The organism is Bacteroidia bacterium (assembly GCA_041391665.1).
Lineage (GTDB): Bacteria > Bacteroidota > Bacteroidia > J057 > J057 > JAGQVA01.
Genome location: JAWKNO010000003.1, coordinates 1,910,377 through 1,926,474, shown reverse-complemented (window position 1 = coordinate 1,926,474; position 16,098 = coordinate 1,910,377). Strand labels below are relative to the sequence as shown.

Annotated in this window: 15 protein-coding genes; 10 read left to right on the top strand and 5 right to left on the bottom strand. The window is 47.2% G+C overall.

The genetic code is table 11. From position 1 onward, the window contains the following. From R3D00_30600 to R3D00_30580, 5 genes are all read left to right on the top strand, one after another. The gene (locus R3D00_30600; protein ID MEZ4777565.1) at nucleotides 1–699 is read left to right on the top strand and encodes a hypothetical protein; all 699 of its coding nucleotides are present in this window, start codon (nucleotides 1–3) and stop codon (nucleotides 697–699) included. Nucleotides 700–821: 122 nt separating this feature from the next. Further along, on the top strand, nucleotides 822–1,694 hold the full coding sequence (locus R3D00_30595) for a putative DNA binding domain-containing protein (GenBank protein MEZ4777564.1): 873 nt from the start codon (nucleotides 822–824) through the stop codon (nucleotides 1,692–1,694). Nucleotides 1,695–1,819: 125 nt separating this feature from the next. Beyond that, nucleotides 1,820–3,565: an amidohydrolase family protein gene (locus tag R3D00_30590; GenBank protein ID MEZ4777563.1), complete on the top strand. Its 1,746-nt coding sequence runs from the start codon at nucleotides 1,820–1,822 to the stop codon at nucleotides 3,563–3,565. A gap of 14 nt (nucleotides 3,566–3,579) precedes the next feature. Next, complete coding sequence (locus tag R3D00_30585) at nucleotides 3,580–4,932, top strand: amidohydrolase family protein (protein MEZ4777562.1); 1,353 nt, start codon at nucleotides 3,580–3,582, stop codon at nucleotides 4,930–4,932. Nucleotides 4,933–4,951: 19 nt separating this feature from the next. Then, nucleotides 4,952–6,244 (top strand): amidohydrolase family protein, encoded by a 1,293-nt coding sequence (locus R3D00_30580; protein ID MEZ4777561.1) that lies wholly within the window; start codon nucleotides 4,952–4,954, stop codon nucleotides 6,242–6,244. Here R3D00_30580 and R3D00_30575 read toward each other — a convergent pair whose 3' ends face one another. From R3D00_30575 to R3D00_30565, 3 genes are read right to left on the bottom strand one after another with little or no spacing between them, the layout of a single operon-like run. Beyond that, on the bottom strand, nucleotides 6,245–7,003 hold the full coding sequence (locus R3D00_30575) for a glycosyltransferase family 2 protein (GenBank protein MEZ4777560.1): 759 nt from the start codon (nucleotides 7,001–7,003) through the stop codon (nucleotides 6,245–6,247). Nucleotides 7,004–7,006: 3 nt separating this feature from the next. Next, nucleotides 7,007–8,461: a pyruvate kinase gene (gene pyk, locus R3D00_30570; protein MEZ4777559.1), complete on the bottom strand. Its 1,455-nt coding sequence runs from the start codon at nucleotides 8,459–8,461 to the stop codon at nucleotides 7,007–7,009. Then, nucleotides 8,458–8,925 (bottom strand): hypothetical protein, encoded by a 468-nt coding sequence (locus R3D00_30565; GenBank protein ID MEZ4777558.1) that lies wholly within the window; start codon nucleotides 8,923–8,925, stop codon nucleotides 8,458–8,460. Before R3D00_30565 ends, pyk begins: the two co-directional genes overlap by 4 nt. Before the next feature lie 132 nt (nucleotides 8,926–9,057). Between R3D00_30565 and R3D00_30560 the strand changes: the two genes are divergently transcribed. The 5 genes from R3D00_30560 to R3D00_30540 all read left to right on the top strand — a co-directional run bounded on the left by R3D00_30560 (nucleotide 9,058) and on the right by R3D00_30540 (nucleotide 13,825). Then, complete coding sequence (locus R3D00_30560) at nucleotides 9,058–9,300, top strand: acyl carrier protein (protein MEZ4777557.1); 243 nt, start codon at nucleotides 9,058–9,060, stop codon at nucleotides 9,298–9,300. A 3-nt stretch (nucleotides 9,301–9,303) separates the two neighbouring features. Then, entirely contained in the window at nucleotides 9,304–10,551 is a 1,248-nt protein-coding gene (gene fabF, locus R3D00_30555; GenBank protein ID MEZ4777556.1) for a beta-ketoacyl-ACP synthase II, read from the top strand. A 151-nt stretch (nucleotides 10,552–10,702) separates the two neighbouring features. Further along, on the top strand, nucleotides 10,703–11,464 hold the full coding sequence (gene rnc / locus R3D00_30550; GenBank protein MEZ4777555.1) for a ribonuclease III: 762 nt from the start codon (nucleotides 10,703–10,705) through the stop codon (nucleotides 11,462–11,464). A 30-nt stretch (nucleotides 11,465–11,494) separates the two neighbouring features. After that, nucleotides 11,495–12,097, top strand: coding sequence for a thymidine kinase (locus tag R3D00_30545; protein ID MEZ4777554.1), 603 nt, complete (start codon nucleotides 11,495–11,497; stop codon nucleotides 12,095–12,097). Nucleotides 12,098–12,253: 156 nt separating this feature from the next. Beyond that, a complete protein-coding gene (locus R3D00_30540) occupies nucleotides 12,254–13,825 on the top strand; it encodes a putative DNA binding domain-containing protein (GenBank protein MEZ4777553.1) in 1,572 nt (523 codons plus the stop codon). Between the two features lie 3 nt (nucleotides 13,826–13,828). Here R3D00_30540 and R3D00_30535 read toward each other — a convergent pair whose 3' ends face one another. Both R3D00_30535 and R3D00_30530 read right to left on the bottom strand, forming a co-directional pair. Beyond that, the gene (locus tag R3D00_30535) at nucleotides 13,829–15,322 is read right to left on the bottom strand and encodes a glycosyltransferase family 2 protein (GenBank protein ID MEZ4777552.1); all 1,494 of its coding nucleotides are present in this window, start codon (nucleotides 15,320–15,322) and stop codon (nucleotides 13,829–13,831) included. After that, a complete protein-coding gene (locus R3D00_30530; protein MEZ4777551.1) occupies nucleotides 15,322–16,038 on the bottom strand; it encodes a glycosyltransferase family 2 protein in 717 nt (238 codons plus the stop codon). Before R3D00_30530 ends, R3D00_30535 begins: the two co-directional genes overlap by 1 nt. Between the last annotated feature and the right edge of the window lie 60 nt (nucleotides 16,039–16,098).

Sequence of the window (16,098 nt, the reverse complement as noted above, 5' to 3'; positions counted from 1 at the left end):
ATGGCTTCATTCATCACCGTAAACAGCCGGTTTTGCGGCCCGCCCGACTCCGCCAACGGCGGGTATATCTCCGGGCGCGTCGGCGCGTATTTTGACGGCCCCGCCGAAGTAACGCTTCGGATTCCTCCTCCGCTGGATTTGCCTATGGAGGTAGTGCGGGAAAGCAACGACTACCTTCGCGTACTTTGGGGCGACATCCTCGTAGCGGAGGCAAAACCTGCGGATATTTCGCTGGACATTCCCAACCCTCCCGGTTTTGAAGAGGCAAAAGATGCGGTTCCTTTTTATACAGGATTTCAGCATCATGCTTTTCCTCGCTGTTTTGTCTGTGGCCCCGACCGGAAAGCTGGCGATGGACTGAATATTTTTCCCGGCAGGGTGAAAGACCGCGAGATGGTCGCTTCCCCCTGGGTTCCCGATGTTTCTTTAGACGACGGACAGGGATTCGCGAAGCGCGAATTTGTCTGGTCGGCATTGGACTGTCCCGGCGCTTTTGCGGCTGTGGATTCATACGGGCCGATTTTGCTGGGCCGCTTTACCGCAGAACTGGTTGCTCCCGTAGTTATTGGCCAACCTCACATAGTCATCGGCTGGAAGGAAGGCCAGGAAGGGCGCAAGCTTCACTCCGGCACAGCCGTCTTCACAGCGGAGGGAAAACTCTGCGGCGCGGCGAAGGCGATATGGTTTTTGCCAAAATAAACCTGCTAAGAAACGCGCCGCCTTTGCCGGAAGTAAAGTTTAAGTTGGATTGGCCAGCGAAAGAAAGGTAATTGTTTATTTGAGTGGTAATTTTTTCCCATCTTTACCCAAACCACTCAGGTATGATCGACAAACAGGAATTTTTCAAAATACTCAGCCAGAATACGCTTTTTCAGGAATTGGAAGATTCGGAAAAGGAACAGCTGCTGATTATTACTGAGCGAAAGAAATTTCATAAAAACCAGGAAGTTTTTTCCATGAGCCAGAAAGGGCAAAACTTTTATCTGGTGGAAGAAGGCGAACTGCTCCTTACGCTTCGCGACGGAGAAAAGAAAATCTATGAGCGCGGTGAAATTTTTGGCGAGGTGGCCATTTTTACCCAAAGCCTCAGAATGGGCACGATACGGGCGCTACAGGATACCCGGCTTCTCGCTTTCGACAGTGAAAAACTATTTTCAGGAGAATATATCGACCCGATGTTAAGCCTGAAGATCGTGCGGGGACTTACGGTGCGAATTGTTCAATACTTACACCGGGATCTGCCTTTTACTACTGAAAAGCTTATTGAGGACGGCGAAAGTGAAAACCTCGAATTCAAAGAAGCGGCCAGCAAGTCTGTCAAACCCGCCATGCTGAAAACCCTTTCTGCCTTTATGAACACCAGTGGAGGAACCTTGCTGGTAGGAGTCAAAGACAACAGCGAAATCTGCGGGGTGGAATTTGAAAATGAAAAGGAGATTGAAAACTTTAACCTGAGCATCATCGGCATGATCAAAGACCGGATCGGCGGATTTTTTGCCAGCCTGGTTTCTTATGATGTAGATGAGGTCGATGGGAAAGTCGTACTCCGCTATGATTGTGCTGCTTCCAATAAACCCGCATTTCTCAAGGAAGGCCCTCAGAAAGAATTATTTTTTATTCGTTCCGGCCCGTCAAATATTACACCTGTGATGAGCGATATGCTGGCTTATATACGCGCCAGGTTTAAGGATTGAGGTCGGCAAACAGAATAAAGCCAAGGGTAAAATATACTCTCTGTCACAAATTAGTGGTGGGGTTTATCCGGTATTCGGCCTATTTTGGTAGATTTGAGTTTCATCAAAAGCTTTAACCATTCAGTATGAAAAATTATCTGTGTTATGTGGGGACTATTTTCTGTCTGGTCTTTCTGATAATAGTATCTCCCGGGTTGCTTTGGAGCCAAAATAAGGCCTCAGAACTCTCACCCGTAACCAATACTTTCGCTATCACACACGTGAATGTCATTCAATCTCCCGGTGTGGTGCTGGAAGATGTTACGGTCATTGTAAAAAACGGACTGATTGTATCTGTCGGTAAAGATGTGGCGATTCCGGGCGAAGCCGAAGTCATGGCCGCAGATTCTATGTACCTCTACGCGGGTTTTGTAGGCGGGCTTTCTCATCTGGGCATTCCCCGTACAGAAACTGCCAGAAACTCAGGCGAAGAGCGGACCCGTCCCGAAAATCCGGTCAATCCTCCTGCCGACGTAGCCGGCATTCAGACCGACCGCAAAGCGGTGGACTTATTTGATCCTTCGGACAAATCAATTGCCGCCATGCGGGAGGCGGGCTTTACCTCTGCCCACGTCGTACCCAGAGGGAAAATGCTCCCCGGATCAGGGATGATCGTCCTCCTCGGGGAAGGCAAGGCAAACCAGCTGGTATTGCGTGAAAACACCTCTCAGTTTAGTCAGTTTACAGGCGCTCCGGGCGTTTATCCGGCTACTCTGCTGGGGGTCATGGCTAAATGGAAAGAACTTTACAGCCAGACAAAATATGCCATGGAACACGAAGCGGCATATGCCAAAAATCCTGCCGGCGTCAGACATCCCGAATACGACCCTACGCTCCAGGCACTTTATCCGGTTGTCAGAAAAGAGCTGCCTGTGGTGTTTAAAACTGAAAATGTGCTGGACATTCAGCGGGCAATCAGTATGCAAAAGGAGATGGGCTTTTCGCTTATGCTGGCAGAATGCAAACAGGGCTGGGAACTGACCGATAAAATCAAATCCCAAAATATTCCGGTTTTTCTTTCTCTCGACTTACCAAAAGAAGTCGAAGAAAAACCTGTCAGAACCGGAAAGGCTGAAGAAACCGCAACAAAAGAAGAAACACCTGCCGAAAAAGAAAAGGCAGAACTGGAAAAGAGGCGACTCGAAGCATATAAGCTATACGCTTCTCAGGCTTCAGCATTTGAAAAAGCCGGAATAACCTTTGGCTTCTCCATGCTCGAAGCAAAGCCGAAAGACATCCTTTCTCAAATCCGGATCATGATCAAATATGGTCTTTCTGAAAATGCTGCCCTGGCTGCACTCACCACAAATCCCGCTTCCCTTCTCGGTCTTTCCAATGTGATGGGTACAGTGGAAAAAGGAAAAATGGCTAATCTCGTCATTACAGACAAACCTGTTTTTGCCGAAAAATCTGCCATCAAATACGTTTTTGTCGATGGAAAAAAGTATGTGATGAGCACCAAACCTGCTGGCAGTAAATCTGCCACAAACCCCGATGCGGTAAAGGCAGTAGTGGGAAAATGGAATATCGTAACCCGCTCTCAAATGGGGGAAAGACCGGGTGTACTGGTCATCAAAAACGAAGGTGGTGCACTTTCCGGTACGATTTCTTTTGAGGGTTCCAACGGCCAGATGAGCAATGACCTGGACGTGGTGGAATTTGACGGAAAAGAACTGACCTTCTCCTATACGTTTGATATGCGGGGACAATCGGCAGAAATAGAAGCGACAGCTGCGATCGAGGGAAACAAACTGTCAGGAACGATGACTTTTGGCGAATTTGGCTCATTCCCGATTGAAGGTGAAAAAGAATCCTCCCCAGAAAACAACTAACAAACCTTACACCAATGAAATTTCCATTTATATTTTTATTCCTTGCCGTAATTGTGCAAAGCCTTACGGCGCAGATTCCAAAGGGAAGCCTTCTGATAAAAAATGGTACGGTGATCACCATCACCAATGGTACGCTCGAAAATACAGATGTACTGATCGTCGATGGTAAAATCAGCAAAATCGGCAAAGGACTGAAAGCACCCAAAGACGTCAGGGAAATAGATGCCACGGGCCTGCATGTGATGCCGGGCATTATTGACGCACACTCTCACCTCGGGCTTCTCGCTATCAACGAATCAACCAGCCCGGTTACGGCCGAAGTCTGGACCGGCGATGTACTCGATCCACTGGATATTTCTATCTATCGGGCACTTGCCGGTGGAGTTACAACGACTCATGCCATGCATGGCTCTGCAAACGCCATCGGCGGTCAGTGTGAAACCATCAAAATGCGATGGGGGCTTACAGACCCCGACCAGATACGTATGGAAGGTGCGCCCCGAACCATCAAATTTGCCCTTGGCGAAAACCCCATGCGTTCTTACGGTGTAAGCCGCAATATCAGTCCCCGCACCCGTATGGGTATGGAAGCCGTGTTCAGAGATTCTTTTTCCAAAGCCCGCCAGTATGAAAAAAGCTGGGCAAAATACAACGAGGAAAAGAAAACCAACCCTTCCGCCACACCTCCCGAATACAGCCTCCGGATGGAAACGCTGGTAGATGTGCTCAACAACAAAGTCATCATTCACTGCCACTCCTACCGGGCCGATGAAATTGTGATGCTGATGAATGTATGTAAAGACTTTGGTATTAAGCGCATTACTTTCCAGCACGTCAATGAAGGATTTAAAGTTGCCCCCGAACTGGCAAAGTTTGGTGCGATGGCCTCGGTGTTTGCAGACTGGTGGAGCTATAAATTTGAAGTCTATTACTCCACCGCCTACAATGCCGCGATCCTTACCCGAAATGGTGTCGTTACCTCTATCAATTCTGACTCTGAAGAGCTGATCCGCCATCTCTACCATGAAGCTGCAAAAACACAAAAATACGGCGGGCTTACTGACGACGAAGCGCTGACGCTCATTACGTTGAATCCGGCCAGACAATTGGGCATAGAAGATCGTGTCGGCTCCATCGAAAAGGGAAAAGAAGGGGATATAGCCATATTTAAAGGACATCCGCTTTCTATTTATGCAGTGCCTCAGATGACCATTGTGGACGGGATCGTCAGGTTTGATGTCAATCAGGATGCCAATGATATGCGGCTGTATATTAATCCCGACGAAAAAATCATGCCTGTACTGTATAGTCATTCCGATGTCGATAACTGCATGGAAGATGCATTTGAATTTTTATTTGGCGAATAACCTTTTGATGAATTATCCGATGAAACGAATATATATATTTCTGGCTGCTGTTTTATTTACAGTATCAGTTCATTCTCAGATGGTGCAAAAATCACGCACCGGAACTTTTGCCCTTACAAACGCAAAAATCGAGACGGTAACCCAGGGCGAAAAAACCGGTACCCTGCTCATTCGCGATGGGAAAATTGCTGCGATCGGAGAATCCGTCACTATACCTCAGGGGGCAGAAGTGATTGACTGTAAGGGACTGACTATATATCCCGGAATGATTGATGGCGGAACCAAACTCGGCCTTCAGGAAATTCAGTCCATAGACCTTACGCAGGACTTCAACGAGTTGGGCGAGGTAAATCCTCAGGTACAGGCACTTACGGGTGTAAACCCCAACTCAGTGCTGATCCCTGTTACGAGGGTAAACGGTATTACCACGGTACTCACTACTCCTGACGGAGGTCTTTTTTCAGGTACAGCGGCCCTGATCAATCTGCATGGTTATACACCTGACCAGATGTATGCAGGGTTTAAGGCTGTGTTGCTCAACTTCCCTGCTGCGGGCAGAACCGGGCGCCGGGACAACCGCACCGAAGAAGAGATGGAAGAAGATAAAAAGAAACGATTGAAAAATCTGGATGGTGTCTGGGAAAAGGCGATTGCCTATGCGAAAATAGACTCGGTGTGGCGTACTGGAAAGGGCGAAGAACCTGTCTATTATCCGGAAATGGCTGCCCTGGTTCCGGTTGTCAGAGGCGAAGCCAAGCTGTTGATCGAAGTGAATACCGCTTCAGATATTCAGACAGCAATAGCCTGGGTACAGGAGCGAAAAATAGATGCCGTCTTTACGGGGGTGATGGAAGGCTGGCGGGTAGCAGATGAGCTAGCCAAAGCAAAAATTCCGGTCATCACAGGTCCGGTGCTAGACTCTCCCCGCCGCACCTCCGACCGTTATGATCGCCCATATGCCAATGCGGGCATTATGCTGAAGGCGGGCGTAAAAGTGGCTATCCGCACCAACGATACAGAGAATGTGCGCAACCTGCCATACCATGCAGGGTTTGCTGCAACCTATGGAATGGGTCGCGAAGAAGCGTTGAAGGCAGTTACGATTGTCCCCGCAGAAATATTTGGTGTAGCTGACCGTATGGGTTCATTAGAGGTCGGTAAAGAGGCCAATCTGTTTGTGGCAGACGGTGATCCGTTTGAGACCAAAACGCAAATCAAATCCTTGTTTATCCAGGGTTGGTGGGTGCCATTGGAGAGCCGTCAGACCTTGCTTTACGACGAATTTCTGAACCGCACACCGGGGGTAAAATAGTCACCCTGCGGCAGCAGCATTTAACTGTTGGAGTTTTTTATAGCGTAGATAATTGGCGTTGGCGGAGAAGTAACAGATCCGCCAACCCGCCTTTCCGTCTAGGAATCCGAGGCGGATGAAGTACATAATCAAAAACTTAATTACCGGACTGAGCATACGTTTCCACCAGTAGGCCTTTTTCCCCCGGCTGTGGAGCTGATTGGCAGCAAGGGATGCATAGGTATCCATTCGGGAGAGAAAGTCTTCCAGCGAGTCGTAGGAGTAGTGCAGGAGGTCTCCGGGGAGGTGCCGGATGGCGAGAGAAGGATCGGTGTGGAGGGTTTCGTGAACAAACTCCCCTTCCCAGTGTGCCCGGTTTTTAGGAAATATACGCACTTTGCGGTCGGGGTACCAGCCACAGAAGCGAACCCAATGTCCGCAAAAATTGGTTCGCCGGTTGAAACTATAAACACCAGAGAGACGATTTTTTTCGGGAAGAATGGCCTGGCGAAGGGGCTCCGACAACACCTCGTCGGCATCGATAGAAAGAATATAATCCCCTGTCGCAAGATCATTGGCCAGATTTTTTGTTCTGCTATAACCCAGCCATTCAACCCGAAAAAAACGCACACCCCATGCGAGGCAAATCGTTTCAGTATCATCCTTACTGCCCGAATCAGCTACGATAATCTCATCTGCGACGCCTTTTAGGGAAGCGAGGCATCTGCCGATATTTGCAGCTTCATCGCGGGTAATGATGACAGCAGAAATCGACGGCATGGATCAGGGTCTGAGATCACCTTTGGCACGTACACGGCTGATTTTTACCATATTGGTAAGACCTCTGTCGTGAAGTGGCATACTACCCGTGTTGATAATAATATCACCGGCGCTCAACAAACCTTTTTCTTTCAGAATCTCGTGCACATCCTGGATGGTATCATCCGTACTGACAAATCCGTCGTAGAAAAACGCCCTTACCCCCCAGATGAGGTTGAGCATATTCAGCACGGGGCGATTATTGGTGAAAGCATAGATTTGCGCCTGCGGCCGGCAGCGGGCGAGTTGAAGCGCTGTATAACCTGACCGGGTCATCCCTACGATGGCTTTCGCCTTGGTATGGCGGGCAAGGGTACATGCCGTCGTAATCACAGAAGTACTGAGAAACTCGCTGCCTTCGGGGAAGGTATCCATATTTCGGTAGTAGATGCTGGTATCTTCTTTTTCGACACTCATAAGAATCCTGTGCATACTTGAAACTACTTCTACCGGATACTTACCTACCGAGGTTTCTGCACTGAGCATGACTGCATCTGCACCATCGACAAGGGCATTGGCAACGTCATTGGCTTCAGCACGGGTCGGACGGCGGTTTTGGATCATGGATTCCATGACCTGAGTCGCAACGATGACCGGTTTGCCCTGGATATTACATTTTTTGATAATCCGTTTCTGCCATGCAGGAACTTCCTCCATCGGAATTTCCACACCCATATCACCACGTGCGACCATAATACCATCAGAGACGGCAATGATTTCGTCAATGTTGCGGAGGGCTTCAGGTTTTTCGATCTTGGCGATGATTCTGCTGGTTCCGTTTTTCAGGCGGATAAGTTCTTTCAGGAGTTTGATGTCATCGGCGGAGCGCACAAAGGAAAGGGCTACCCATTCTACATTGTGTTCAATGGCAAAATCAATATCGCGGAAATCTTTTTCAGTAATGGTAGGCTCCGAAATATTCGTGAGCGGAAGATTTACCCCTTTACGGCTTTGAATAAGATCACCGGATACGATCTTGATTTTTACCTGGTTGACATTGTTGGTCTCCTCCACTACTGCCTCGACTTTTCCGTCATCAATGAGGATAATATCCCCGATTTTAACGTCCTGGGCAAAAGTGTTGTACACAATCGGCAATACTTTGTCTTTCTGCTCTTTGATATCCGAGCGGATGGTTACGACCTGACCTTCTTTGATTTTAAAGGGTTCAGGCAAATCACCCATACGGATTTTTGGCCCCTGCAAATCCTGAAGAATGGCGATATTGGTATTATACTTTTGGTTAATATCCCGTATCAGCTTCAGAGATTTAGCATGGGTTTCATGATCTGAGTGCGAAAAGTTAAGCCTGGCCACATCCAGACCTGCTTCAACCATAGAAAGCAGGACTTTAGGATTATCGCAGGCAGGGCCCATAGTGGCCACAATTTTTGTTCTTCTTAAATGAAATAGCTTCAAAGGACTAGTTGTTTAATGTTTTTAATATGAGAAATATCTACTGCGGAAAGAATAGCTGAAGACTTGTTCAGGCGTTCGATCAGATCAGCAGACTCAGGGAGAGGGCTGTCATGGGCACGTATCAAAAAGAAAAAACGAAAAGGCCTGGCATCTTTGGGCAGGTGGTTTGGATCGGGTTTGCGAAGAATAAACTCAAATCTGGGGTCCGAGTGTAAGTCCTCGTAATAGGCCAGAGGCCGGTCATCCGGTATAAAATCAGACGCTTCAAAAAGACTGTTGGCGGAGGTGTTTTCCTCGGATTCCTCACCCTCGGTTTTTCCCTCTTCCAGCTCCTTTTCGGTCAGATTTAGCCCCAGTTGGCGGTTGACCTCATAACATAGTTTCCAGATGCGTTCATTGGAGGCAAGACCAATCACAACACACTGATAATCAAAGATATCCTGTATATCTATTCGCTTCGTCAAAGCCTTGGTTTCTGATACATGTTAAAAAATTAGTTCGCGAATAACGTTGGATGATTCCAAAAAGTATTATATTTGCACAAATTTTTTACTGCGAGACCAATAAACAATTAACAATTTAAAAAGCAAAGAAAAATGTCAAGCATTGCCGAAAGAGTAAAAGAGATTATCGTTGAGAAGCTGGGAGTAGAACCTTCAGAAGTTACTCCCGAGGCTAGTTTTGCCAACGACCTGGGAGCTGATTCGCTCGATACGGTTGAACTGATCATGGAGTTCGAAAAAGAATTCAATATCAGTATCCCTGACGAAGCTGCCGAAAAAATTGTAACTGTTGGTGATTCTACCAGATACCTCGAAGCAAATATCAAAACCGAATAATACATGCAGGGAAGAAGGGTCGTTGTCACCGGTTTGGGTGCACTAACGCCGATTGGAAATAATGTCTCTGCGTATTGGCAGGGACTTTCTCAGGGAGTGAGTGGTTCTGACTGGATCACTCACTTTGACACTGAGAAGTTCAAAACCAAGTTTGCCTGCGAAGTTAAAGGGTTTGATCCAAATGATTATTTTGACCGTAAAGAGGTTCGCAAAATGGATCGCTTCGTGCACTACCTGATGGTTGCTGCTGATGAAGCTATACAGGATGCATCTTTTAATATGGACAAAGTTGATCGGAACCGCTTTGGCGTCGTAGTGGGCTCTGGTATCGGCGGAATCAATATCTTTTTTGAAGAAGTAATGAATTTTGCCCGGGGAGATGGTACTCCCAGGATAAATCCATTCTTTATTCCTAAAATGATTATTGATATTGGTGCAGGCCATATATCCATCAAGTACGGTCTGAAAGGACCCAACTATTCCAGTGTTTCTGCTTGCGCAACCTCGTCTAATTGCATCATCGATGCGCATATGCTTATCAAATATGGCTATGCAGATGTCATGGTTGCCGGAGGAACTGAGGCTGCTGTAAGTGAAGTTGGAATGGGTGGATTCAATGCTATGAAGGCATTGTCTGAGAATAATGAAGAATATAAAACTGCCAGTCGCCCCTTTGACAAACGCCGCGATGGCTTCGTCATGGGTGAAGGCGCTGGTTGTATCGTTCTTGAAGAATATCAGCATGCAATTAATCGCGGGGCAAAGATATATGCTGAACTTGGGGGTATCGGTATGTCGGCAGATGCGCATCACATTACTGCGCCTCATCCCGAAGGGGAAGGTGCTCAAAGGGTAATGGAAAATCTGCTCAAAGATGCCGGCCTGACAGTTACTGATGTTGATTATATCAACGTTCATGGTACTTCTACCCCGTTGGGTGATGTGAGTGAAAGCCAGGCTATTAAAAAAATATTTGGCGAACATGCTTACAAACTCAATATCAGCTCTACCAAATCTATGACCGGACACCTGCTCGGTGCTGCCGGTGCCATTGAAGCTATTGCCGCTATCCTCGCTATGCAACATAGTCTGATCCCGCCTACCATCAACTTTGTAGAAGGTGACCCGGACTGTGATCTGAATTATACTTTCAATGTTGCACAGCCTCGCGAAGTAAACGTCGCCATTAGCAATACCTTTGGTTTTGGTGGACATAATGCCTCCATTCTGCTGAAAAAGATCGAAGGCTAATCACCCTCTTCATGTAAACATGATGTCCCTCAGGACATTTTATACCTGATTACCCAACATTTCCAAAGGAAATGTTGGGTAATTGTGATTTCAGAATTGATTTTTGTAATTTAACAGCCGATTTTTGGGAATAGTGATCTGGTTTTATTTTATGATTTCACCCAGGCAGTTCTATAATCTATATCTCTCTAAGGAAAAAGACTTCGTTCGGGAGATTCTTGAAATTTCCGGATTCGTTCCGAAGGAAATTTTCCTCTATCGGCTTGCTGTTACGCATAGCTCGTCTCTTAATAACTCCTATAAAAAAGACGAAAAGAATGCCGCTGTCGCCAAAGGCTGTAATGAACGCCTGGAGTTCCTCGGTGATTCTATTCTCGATGCCGTCATTGCTGAATATTTGTTTAAAATCTATCCGCTGAAAGATGAGGGGTTTCTGACCGAAATGCGCTCCAAAATTGTAAACCGCAAATCCCTCAATATCATCTCCAAACAACTCCATATCGATAATATCATTCAACACCGCCAGTCTGGAATTGTCAACGAATCTATGTACGGCGATGCGCTGGAAGCTTTTATCGGTGCTATTTACCTCGACCTCGGCTATAATAAAACCATACGGTTTATCTACAACCGGATCATTGACCCCTATATCCATCTCCAAAAAGTGGAAAGCCAGGTTATCAGCTACAAAAATAAGCTGATCGAACATGTGCAAAAGGCCAAAATGGGGCTGCTCCTGTTTGAAGTAATCGGTGAAAACGGAGATGGCCGCAACAAAACTTTCCGTATCCAGGCGAAAGTCGGTCAAAAAGTGCTGGGAGTCGGTGAGGGGAAAAATAAAAAATCTGCAGAACAACGTGCCTCTGAAGATGCCCTCAACAAACTCCATGTAACGGAAAATCACAGCAATTGATCTATTGCTTTTTTTACTTAGTTTAGCCGCATGTTTATCGAAGTGAATTCTGCAAACAGAAAGACCGGCTGGGTCGAAGTTGTATGCGGCAGTATGTTTTCCGGTAAAACCGAAGAGCTGATACGCCGGCTTCGCCGCGCGCAAATTGCCAACCAAAAGGTGGAAATATTTAAGCCTGTACTGGACTCCCGGTATGCAGCTGATAAAATCGTCTCCCACGACCGAAATTCTATTCACTCGACTCCCGTGGCGCATTCCTCCGAAATCCTCCCCCTTGCTGTCAACGTCGAAGTAGTAGGCATTGATGAAGCGCAGTTTTTTGATGAAGAACTGCCGATGGCTGTCAGAGCCCTCGCCAACCGCGGTGTAAGAGTCATCGTCGCAGGCCTCGATATGGACTTCCGGGGGAAACCCTTCGGCCCTATGCCCTATCTCCTCGCTATGGCGGAGTTTGTAACCAAAGTCCACGCCATCTGCCAGGTTTGCGGAAGCCTTGCCAATTACTCCTACCGCCTTGCTGACAACGATGCCACCGTATTGCTCGGAGAAAAAGATGCCTATGAACCCCGGTGCAGAAAGTGTTATTTTCTGGGTGATCATGCTACGGATGAAAACCCGGCAGCTCATCCCTGACCCACAATCCAGAGTAAATACTGTGTATGGTTCTCCGCCAAAGTGATGAATAATCCTCGCGTAATTTTTTAGCTTTCAGATTTGGCATGCGGGCGAAATTATCTAAATTCATTCCTTGAAATAGTTTACCTACAGCACAACATAACACTACCATTCATGGCATTGGCAATAAACATAAATGAATTAATTCACGGAGGCGTGATCGAATGGGAAAGGCTGGAGTTTAAGCAGGGCTGGAATCCTAAAGATGTACTTCATACGCTTTGCGCTTTTGCCAACGATCTGAACAACTGGGGGGGCGGATATATCATTGTTGGTATTGCCGAAAACAATGGCAGGCCGGTTCTGCCGGTTGAAGGTCTTAACCCCGCACAAATAGACCGTATTCAGGGTGAAATTATCGGACTAGGACACAGAATTACTCCCCAATATCTGCCCCTCATACAGCCTTACGTTTTCCATGGTAAACATATCCTGGTTCTTTATGCCCCGGCAGGAGATACGCGGCCTTATTCCGCCCCGGAAGACCTAAGTGAGCGGGGACTGCAAAACAGATTTTTTTATATCAGAAGTGGTTCGCGCACGATCAAAGCACAGGGAGATAACCTCCGTCGGCTTCAGGAACTGACTGCCCGAATCCCGTTTGATGACAGGGTTAGCCAGACAGCCAATCGCAATGACCTCAGCCTTGGTCTGATTCGCGATTTTTTGCATGAAGTAAAAAGCGATCTGGCCGAAGAAAGCACCCAAATGCCATTTGCAGATCTTTGTAAACAGATGAATATTGTCAGGGGACCAGAAGAACTGCTAAGGCCGGTAAATGCTGGGTTGATGTTTTTTTCCCCGGAGCCGCATCGTTTTTTCGAAAGAGCATGGATTGAAGTAGTAGTTCGTAAGGATGAAGCAGGCAAGGATTTTGACGAAAAATATTTCAAAGGGCCCCTCCATATCCAACTTCGCAATGCTTTAGATTATATCAGAACTAATATTATTACAGAAAGAATCAAAAAAGTTACAGGAAAGGCAGAAGCACAACGAGTCTATAATTTTCCTTATGATGCTGTAGAAGAGGCGTTATCCAATGCGGTATTCCATAAGAGTTATGAAACCGGCCAGCCAATCGAAGTGCAGATATGGGCAGATAAAATTGAAATTCTGAGTTTTCCCGGGCCGGTTCCACCCGTAAATGCTAAAATACTCGCAGAAAACAGACGAATTGTGGCACGAGATTATCGCAACCGCAGGGTAGGCGATTTCCTGAAAGAACTTCATCTTACGGAAGGCAGGGGAACCGGGATTCCTGCAATTTATCAGGCGATGCATAACAATACCTCTCCTACGCCCGTATTTGAAACCGATGCAGACTGTACCTATTTTTTGACAGTGATTCCCGTTCACCCGCTATTTATCCCAACGGGTTACGACCAGGATAACGACTATGTCAACGACCAGGATAACGACTATGTGAATGAAGGCGGGCAGGATTACAATATTACGTACACCCGAAGGGTGCTGACTTTTGCCCTGACTCCCAAATCAAAGGCCGAAATACTTGCCAGGCTGGGGTATAAAAACCATTTTGACAACTATCGACGCTACATTGCACCGCTGATTGAAAACCACTGGCTGGAAATGACCATTCCCGACAAACCCTCCAGCCGCAATCAGAAATATCTAACTACAGACGAGGGGCGGGAAATTCTCCAAAACGAACGTCAATCTCGCTGATATTCACCTCCCCGCATGCCTGAAGCTAAATACACTTACCGCTGCAAAACCTGCAGCCTGCATCAGGAAAAAGGGTAAAACCGCAAAGTCGTTGAAGTAAAAAGACATCCATATTCCCAGCCCGAAATACGCTGCCATCAAAAACTCGCCCCACACTTCGGGTTTGACTTTCCGCGTTTTGTATTTCACGTTTCTCCAGGTATCTGCGCGGTTGATCAGGTTAAACTTGGGGGTGCGGATAAATGGCGTCTTTTTTCCGCGATACCCTTGAATGACTGCGAGCGAATTGTGAAGTGCCAGCCCCATCGAAAATGAAAGGAAAGGAATATAGTGAATGGCAAACCGTTTTAGCCCGGCCTTTATCCCCCCCTCTCTTCGGGTGAATGTCACCACATACATAAACCCAAGTACCACAAAACAAAACATTAACCCTGCAATGGGTAACATCAGCAGCCCAATGCTTCCGTTTAGCAATTCGTGTTTGATGTAAAGCATCGGTACGCTGGTTATTCCCATAATCAGCACAAGAATAAATACCGAACTGCTAAGCAAATGAAGGGTTCCGTGAAGTTTGCGCACGACCGATGCCTCTGAAGCCCAGAGCCTCCCCAACATCTTGCGGGCGACCTCAGCTCCCCCCTTCATCCACCGGTATTGCTGTGATTTGATCGCGCCCATTTCTGCCGGTAGCTCTGCGGGTGTACCGATTTCATCGACATAACAAAACTTCCAGCCGCGAATCTGCGCCCGGTAACTCAGATCAAGATCTTCGGTCAGGGTATCGGCTTCCCAACCCCCTGCGTCGATGATACATGTTTTCCGCCATATCCCGGCAGTACCGTTGAAGTTTATGTAAAATCCTCCCTTGTCCCGGCTAAACTGTTCAATCGTAAAATGTGCATCGAGGTGGAAAGCCTGCGCCTCGGTAAACATTGAATAACTGCGGTTGATATGTTCCCAGCGCGCCTGAACAACACCGATATTGGGATCGGTAAAATTGGCAAGTGCGGCGCGGAGGTAGCTGGGGCGAGGCAGAAAATCGGCATCAAAGATAGCGATAAACTCGCCTTTGGCGAATTCCATCCCGTACGCAAGCGCGCCGGCCTTAAACCCTGTCCGGGTTGGGCGGCGGATATGTTCGATCTGCAGGCCTCTGGCTTTCATCCCGGCGACCTTCCTGGCCGCAACTTCAAATGACTCGTCGTCAGAATCATCCAGCAACTGGATTTCAAATCGATCCGCCGGATAATCAAAGGCCGCAATGGCTTCCAGCAGTCGCTCGACGACGTACAATTCATTGTAAACAGGAAGCTGAACGGTTACAAAAGGAAGGTTGTCATTGCCCGTAAGCGGCAATTCTGGCTGATATTTTTTCCTGTTACGAATAAAAGTTACCACCAGGTGAAACTGACCAAGACTATACGCCACAATCAGCATCATGGATAGCCCGTAAAGACCAAGTACGATATATTCAAAGATTTGCTCCAACACAGTCATTAAATCAATTTGAAAATTGTCCAGAGTATTTTGTATCCGGCCATAATCGTGCCTTTAATGGTTCCTGTAACCTTCGAAACGCCGATGCGACGGCGATATTTTACCGGGACATCGAGGCATTTCATCTTGAGTTTGGCGGCCTTTACCTGCATCTCTACCGTCCATCCAAAAGTCTGATCCTGCATATTGATTTTCTGCAAGGCATCCCACGTGATCGCCCGGAAAGGCCCCAGGTCGGAAAAATTTACCCGGTAGAGCAGCCTGATCAGCGTCGTCGCCAGCCAGTTGCCAAAAACCTGCTGCGGCATCATGGAGCCTTTTTCCCGGTTCCCCAATTCCCGTGAGCCAATTACCATATCATACCCTTCATCTACGATCGGACCTGTCAACATAGGCATTTCCTCCGGATAATCAGAATAATCTCCATCCAGAAAAACGACAATTTCTGGTTTTTCTTCTCCGCGTTTTTCCGCAAGATAGGCCAATCCTTTCAAACATGCATAACCATACCCCTTGCGTTCTTCTCTTAGCACGGTAGCACCTGCAAGCGCAGCATTTGTTTCTGTAGCATCCGTCGAACCATTGCTGACAACCACTACTTCGCGCACAAGCGCGGCCGGAATATCACGGACTACCCTGGATATGGACTCCTCCTCATTATAAGCGGGAATAATAACATAAACAGCAGGCAAAGTGTAATCTTGTTCTTTATCCATTTAATTCGGAAATAGCTGCATAGTTAATAATTATCCTGATAATCGCCTGTCACTCAAAAG

Bases quoted from the DNA above. Each gene is read 5' to 3' on its own strand.
- R3D00_30535 (MEZ4777552.1), bottom strand. From the start codon at position 15,322: ATGACTGTGTTGGAGCAAATCTTTGAATATATCGTACTTGGTCTTTAC.
- R3D00_30595 (MEZ4777564.1), top strand. From the start codon at position 822: ATGATCGACAAACAGGAATTTTTCAAAATACTCAGCCAGAATACGCTT.
- R3D00_30590 (MEZ4777563.1), top strand. From the start codon at position 1,820: ATGAAAAATTATCTGTGTTATGTGGGGACTATTTTCTGTCTGGTCTTT.
- R3D00_30600 (MEZ4777565.1), top strand. From the start codon at position 1: ATGGCTTCATTCATCACCGTAAACAGCCGGTTTTGCGGCCCGCCCGAC.
- R3D00_30575 (MEZ4777560.1), bottom strand. From the start codon at position 7,003: ATGCCGTCGATTTCTGCTGTCATCATTACCCGCGATGAAGCTGCAAAT.
- rnc (MEZ4777555.1), top strand. From the start codon at position 10,703: ATGATTTCACCCAGGCAGTTCTATAATCTATATCTCTCTAAGGAAAAA.
- R3D00_30545 (MEZ4777554.1), top strand. From the start codon at position 11,495: ATGTTTATCGAAGTGAATTCTGCAAACAGAAAGACCGGCTGGGTCGAA.
- R3D00_30530 (MEZ4777551.1), bottom strand. From the start codon at position 16,038: ATGGATAAAGAACAAGATTACACTTTGCCTGCTGTTTATGTTATTATT.
- R3D00_30580 (MEZ4777561.1), top strand. From the start codon at position 4,952: ATGAAACGAATATATATATTTCTGGCTGCTGTTTTATTTACAGTATCA.
- R3D00_30540 (MEZ4777553.1), top strand. From the start codon at position 12,254: ATGGCATTGGCAATAAACATAAATGAATTAATTCACGGAGGCGTGATC.
- R3D00_30560 (MEZ4777557.1), top strand. From the start codon at position 9,058: ATGTCAAGCATTGCCGAAAGAGTAAAAGAGATTATCGTTGAGAAGCTG.
- R3D00_30585 (MEZ4777562.1), top strand. From the start codon at position 3,580: ATGAAATTTCCATTTATATTTTTATTCCTTGCCGTAATTGTGCAAAGC.
- fabF (MEZ4777556.1), top strand. From the start codon at position 9,304: ATGCAGGGAAGAAGGGTCGTTGTCACCGGTTTGGGTGCACTAACGCCG.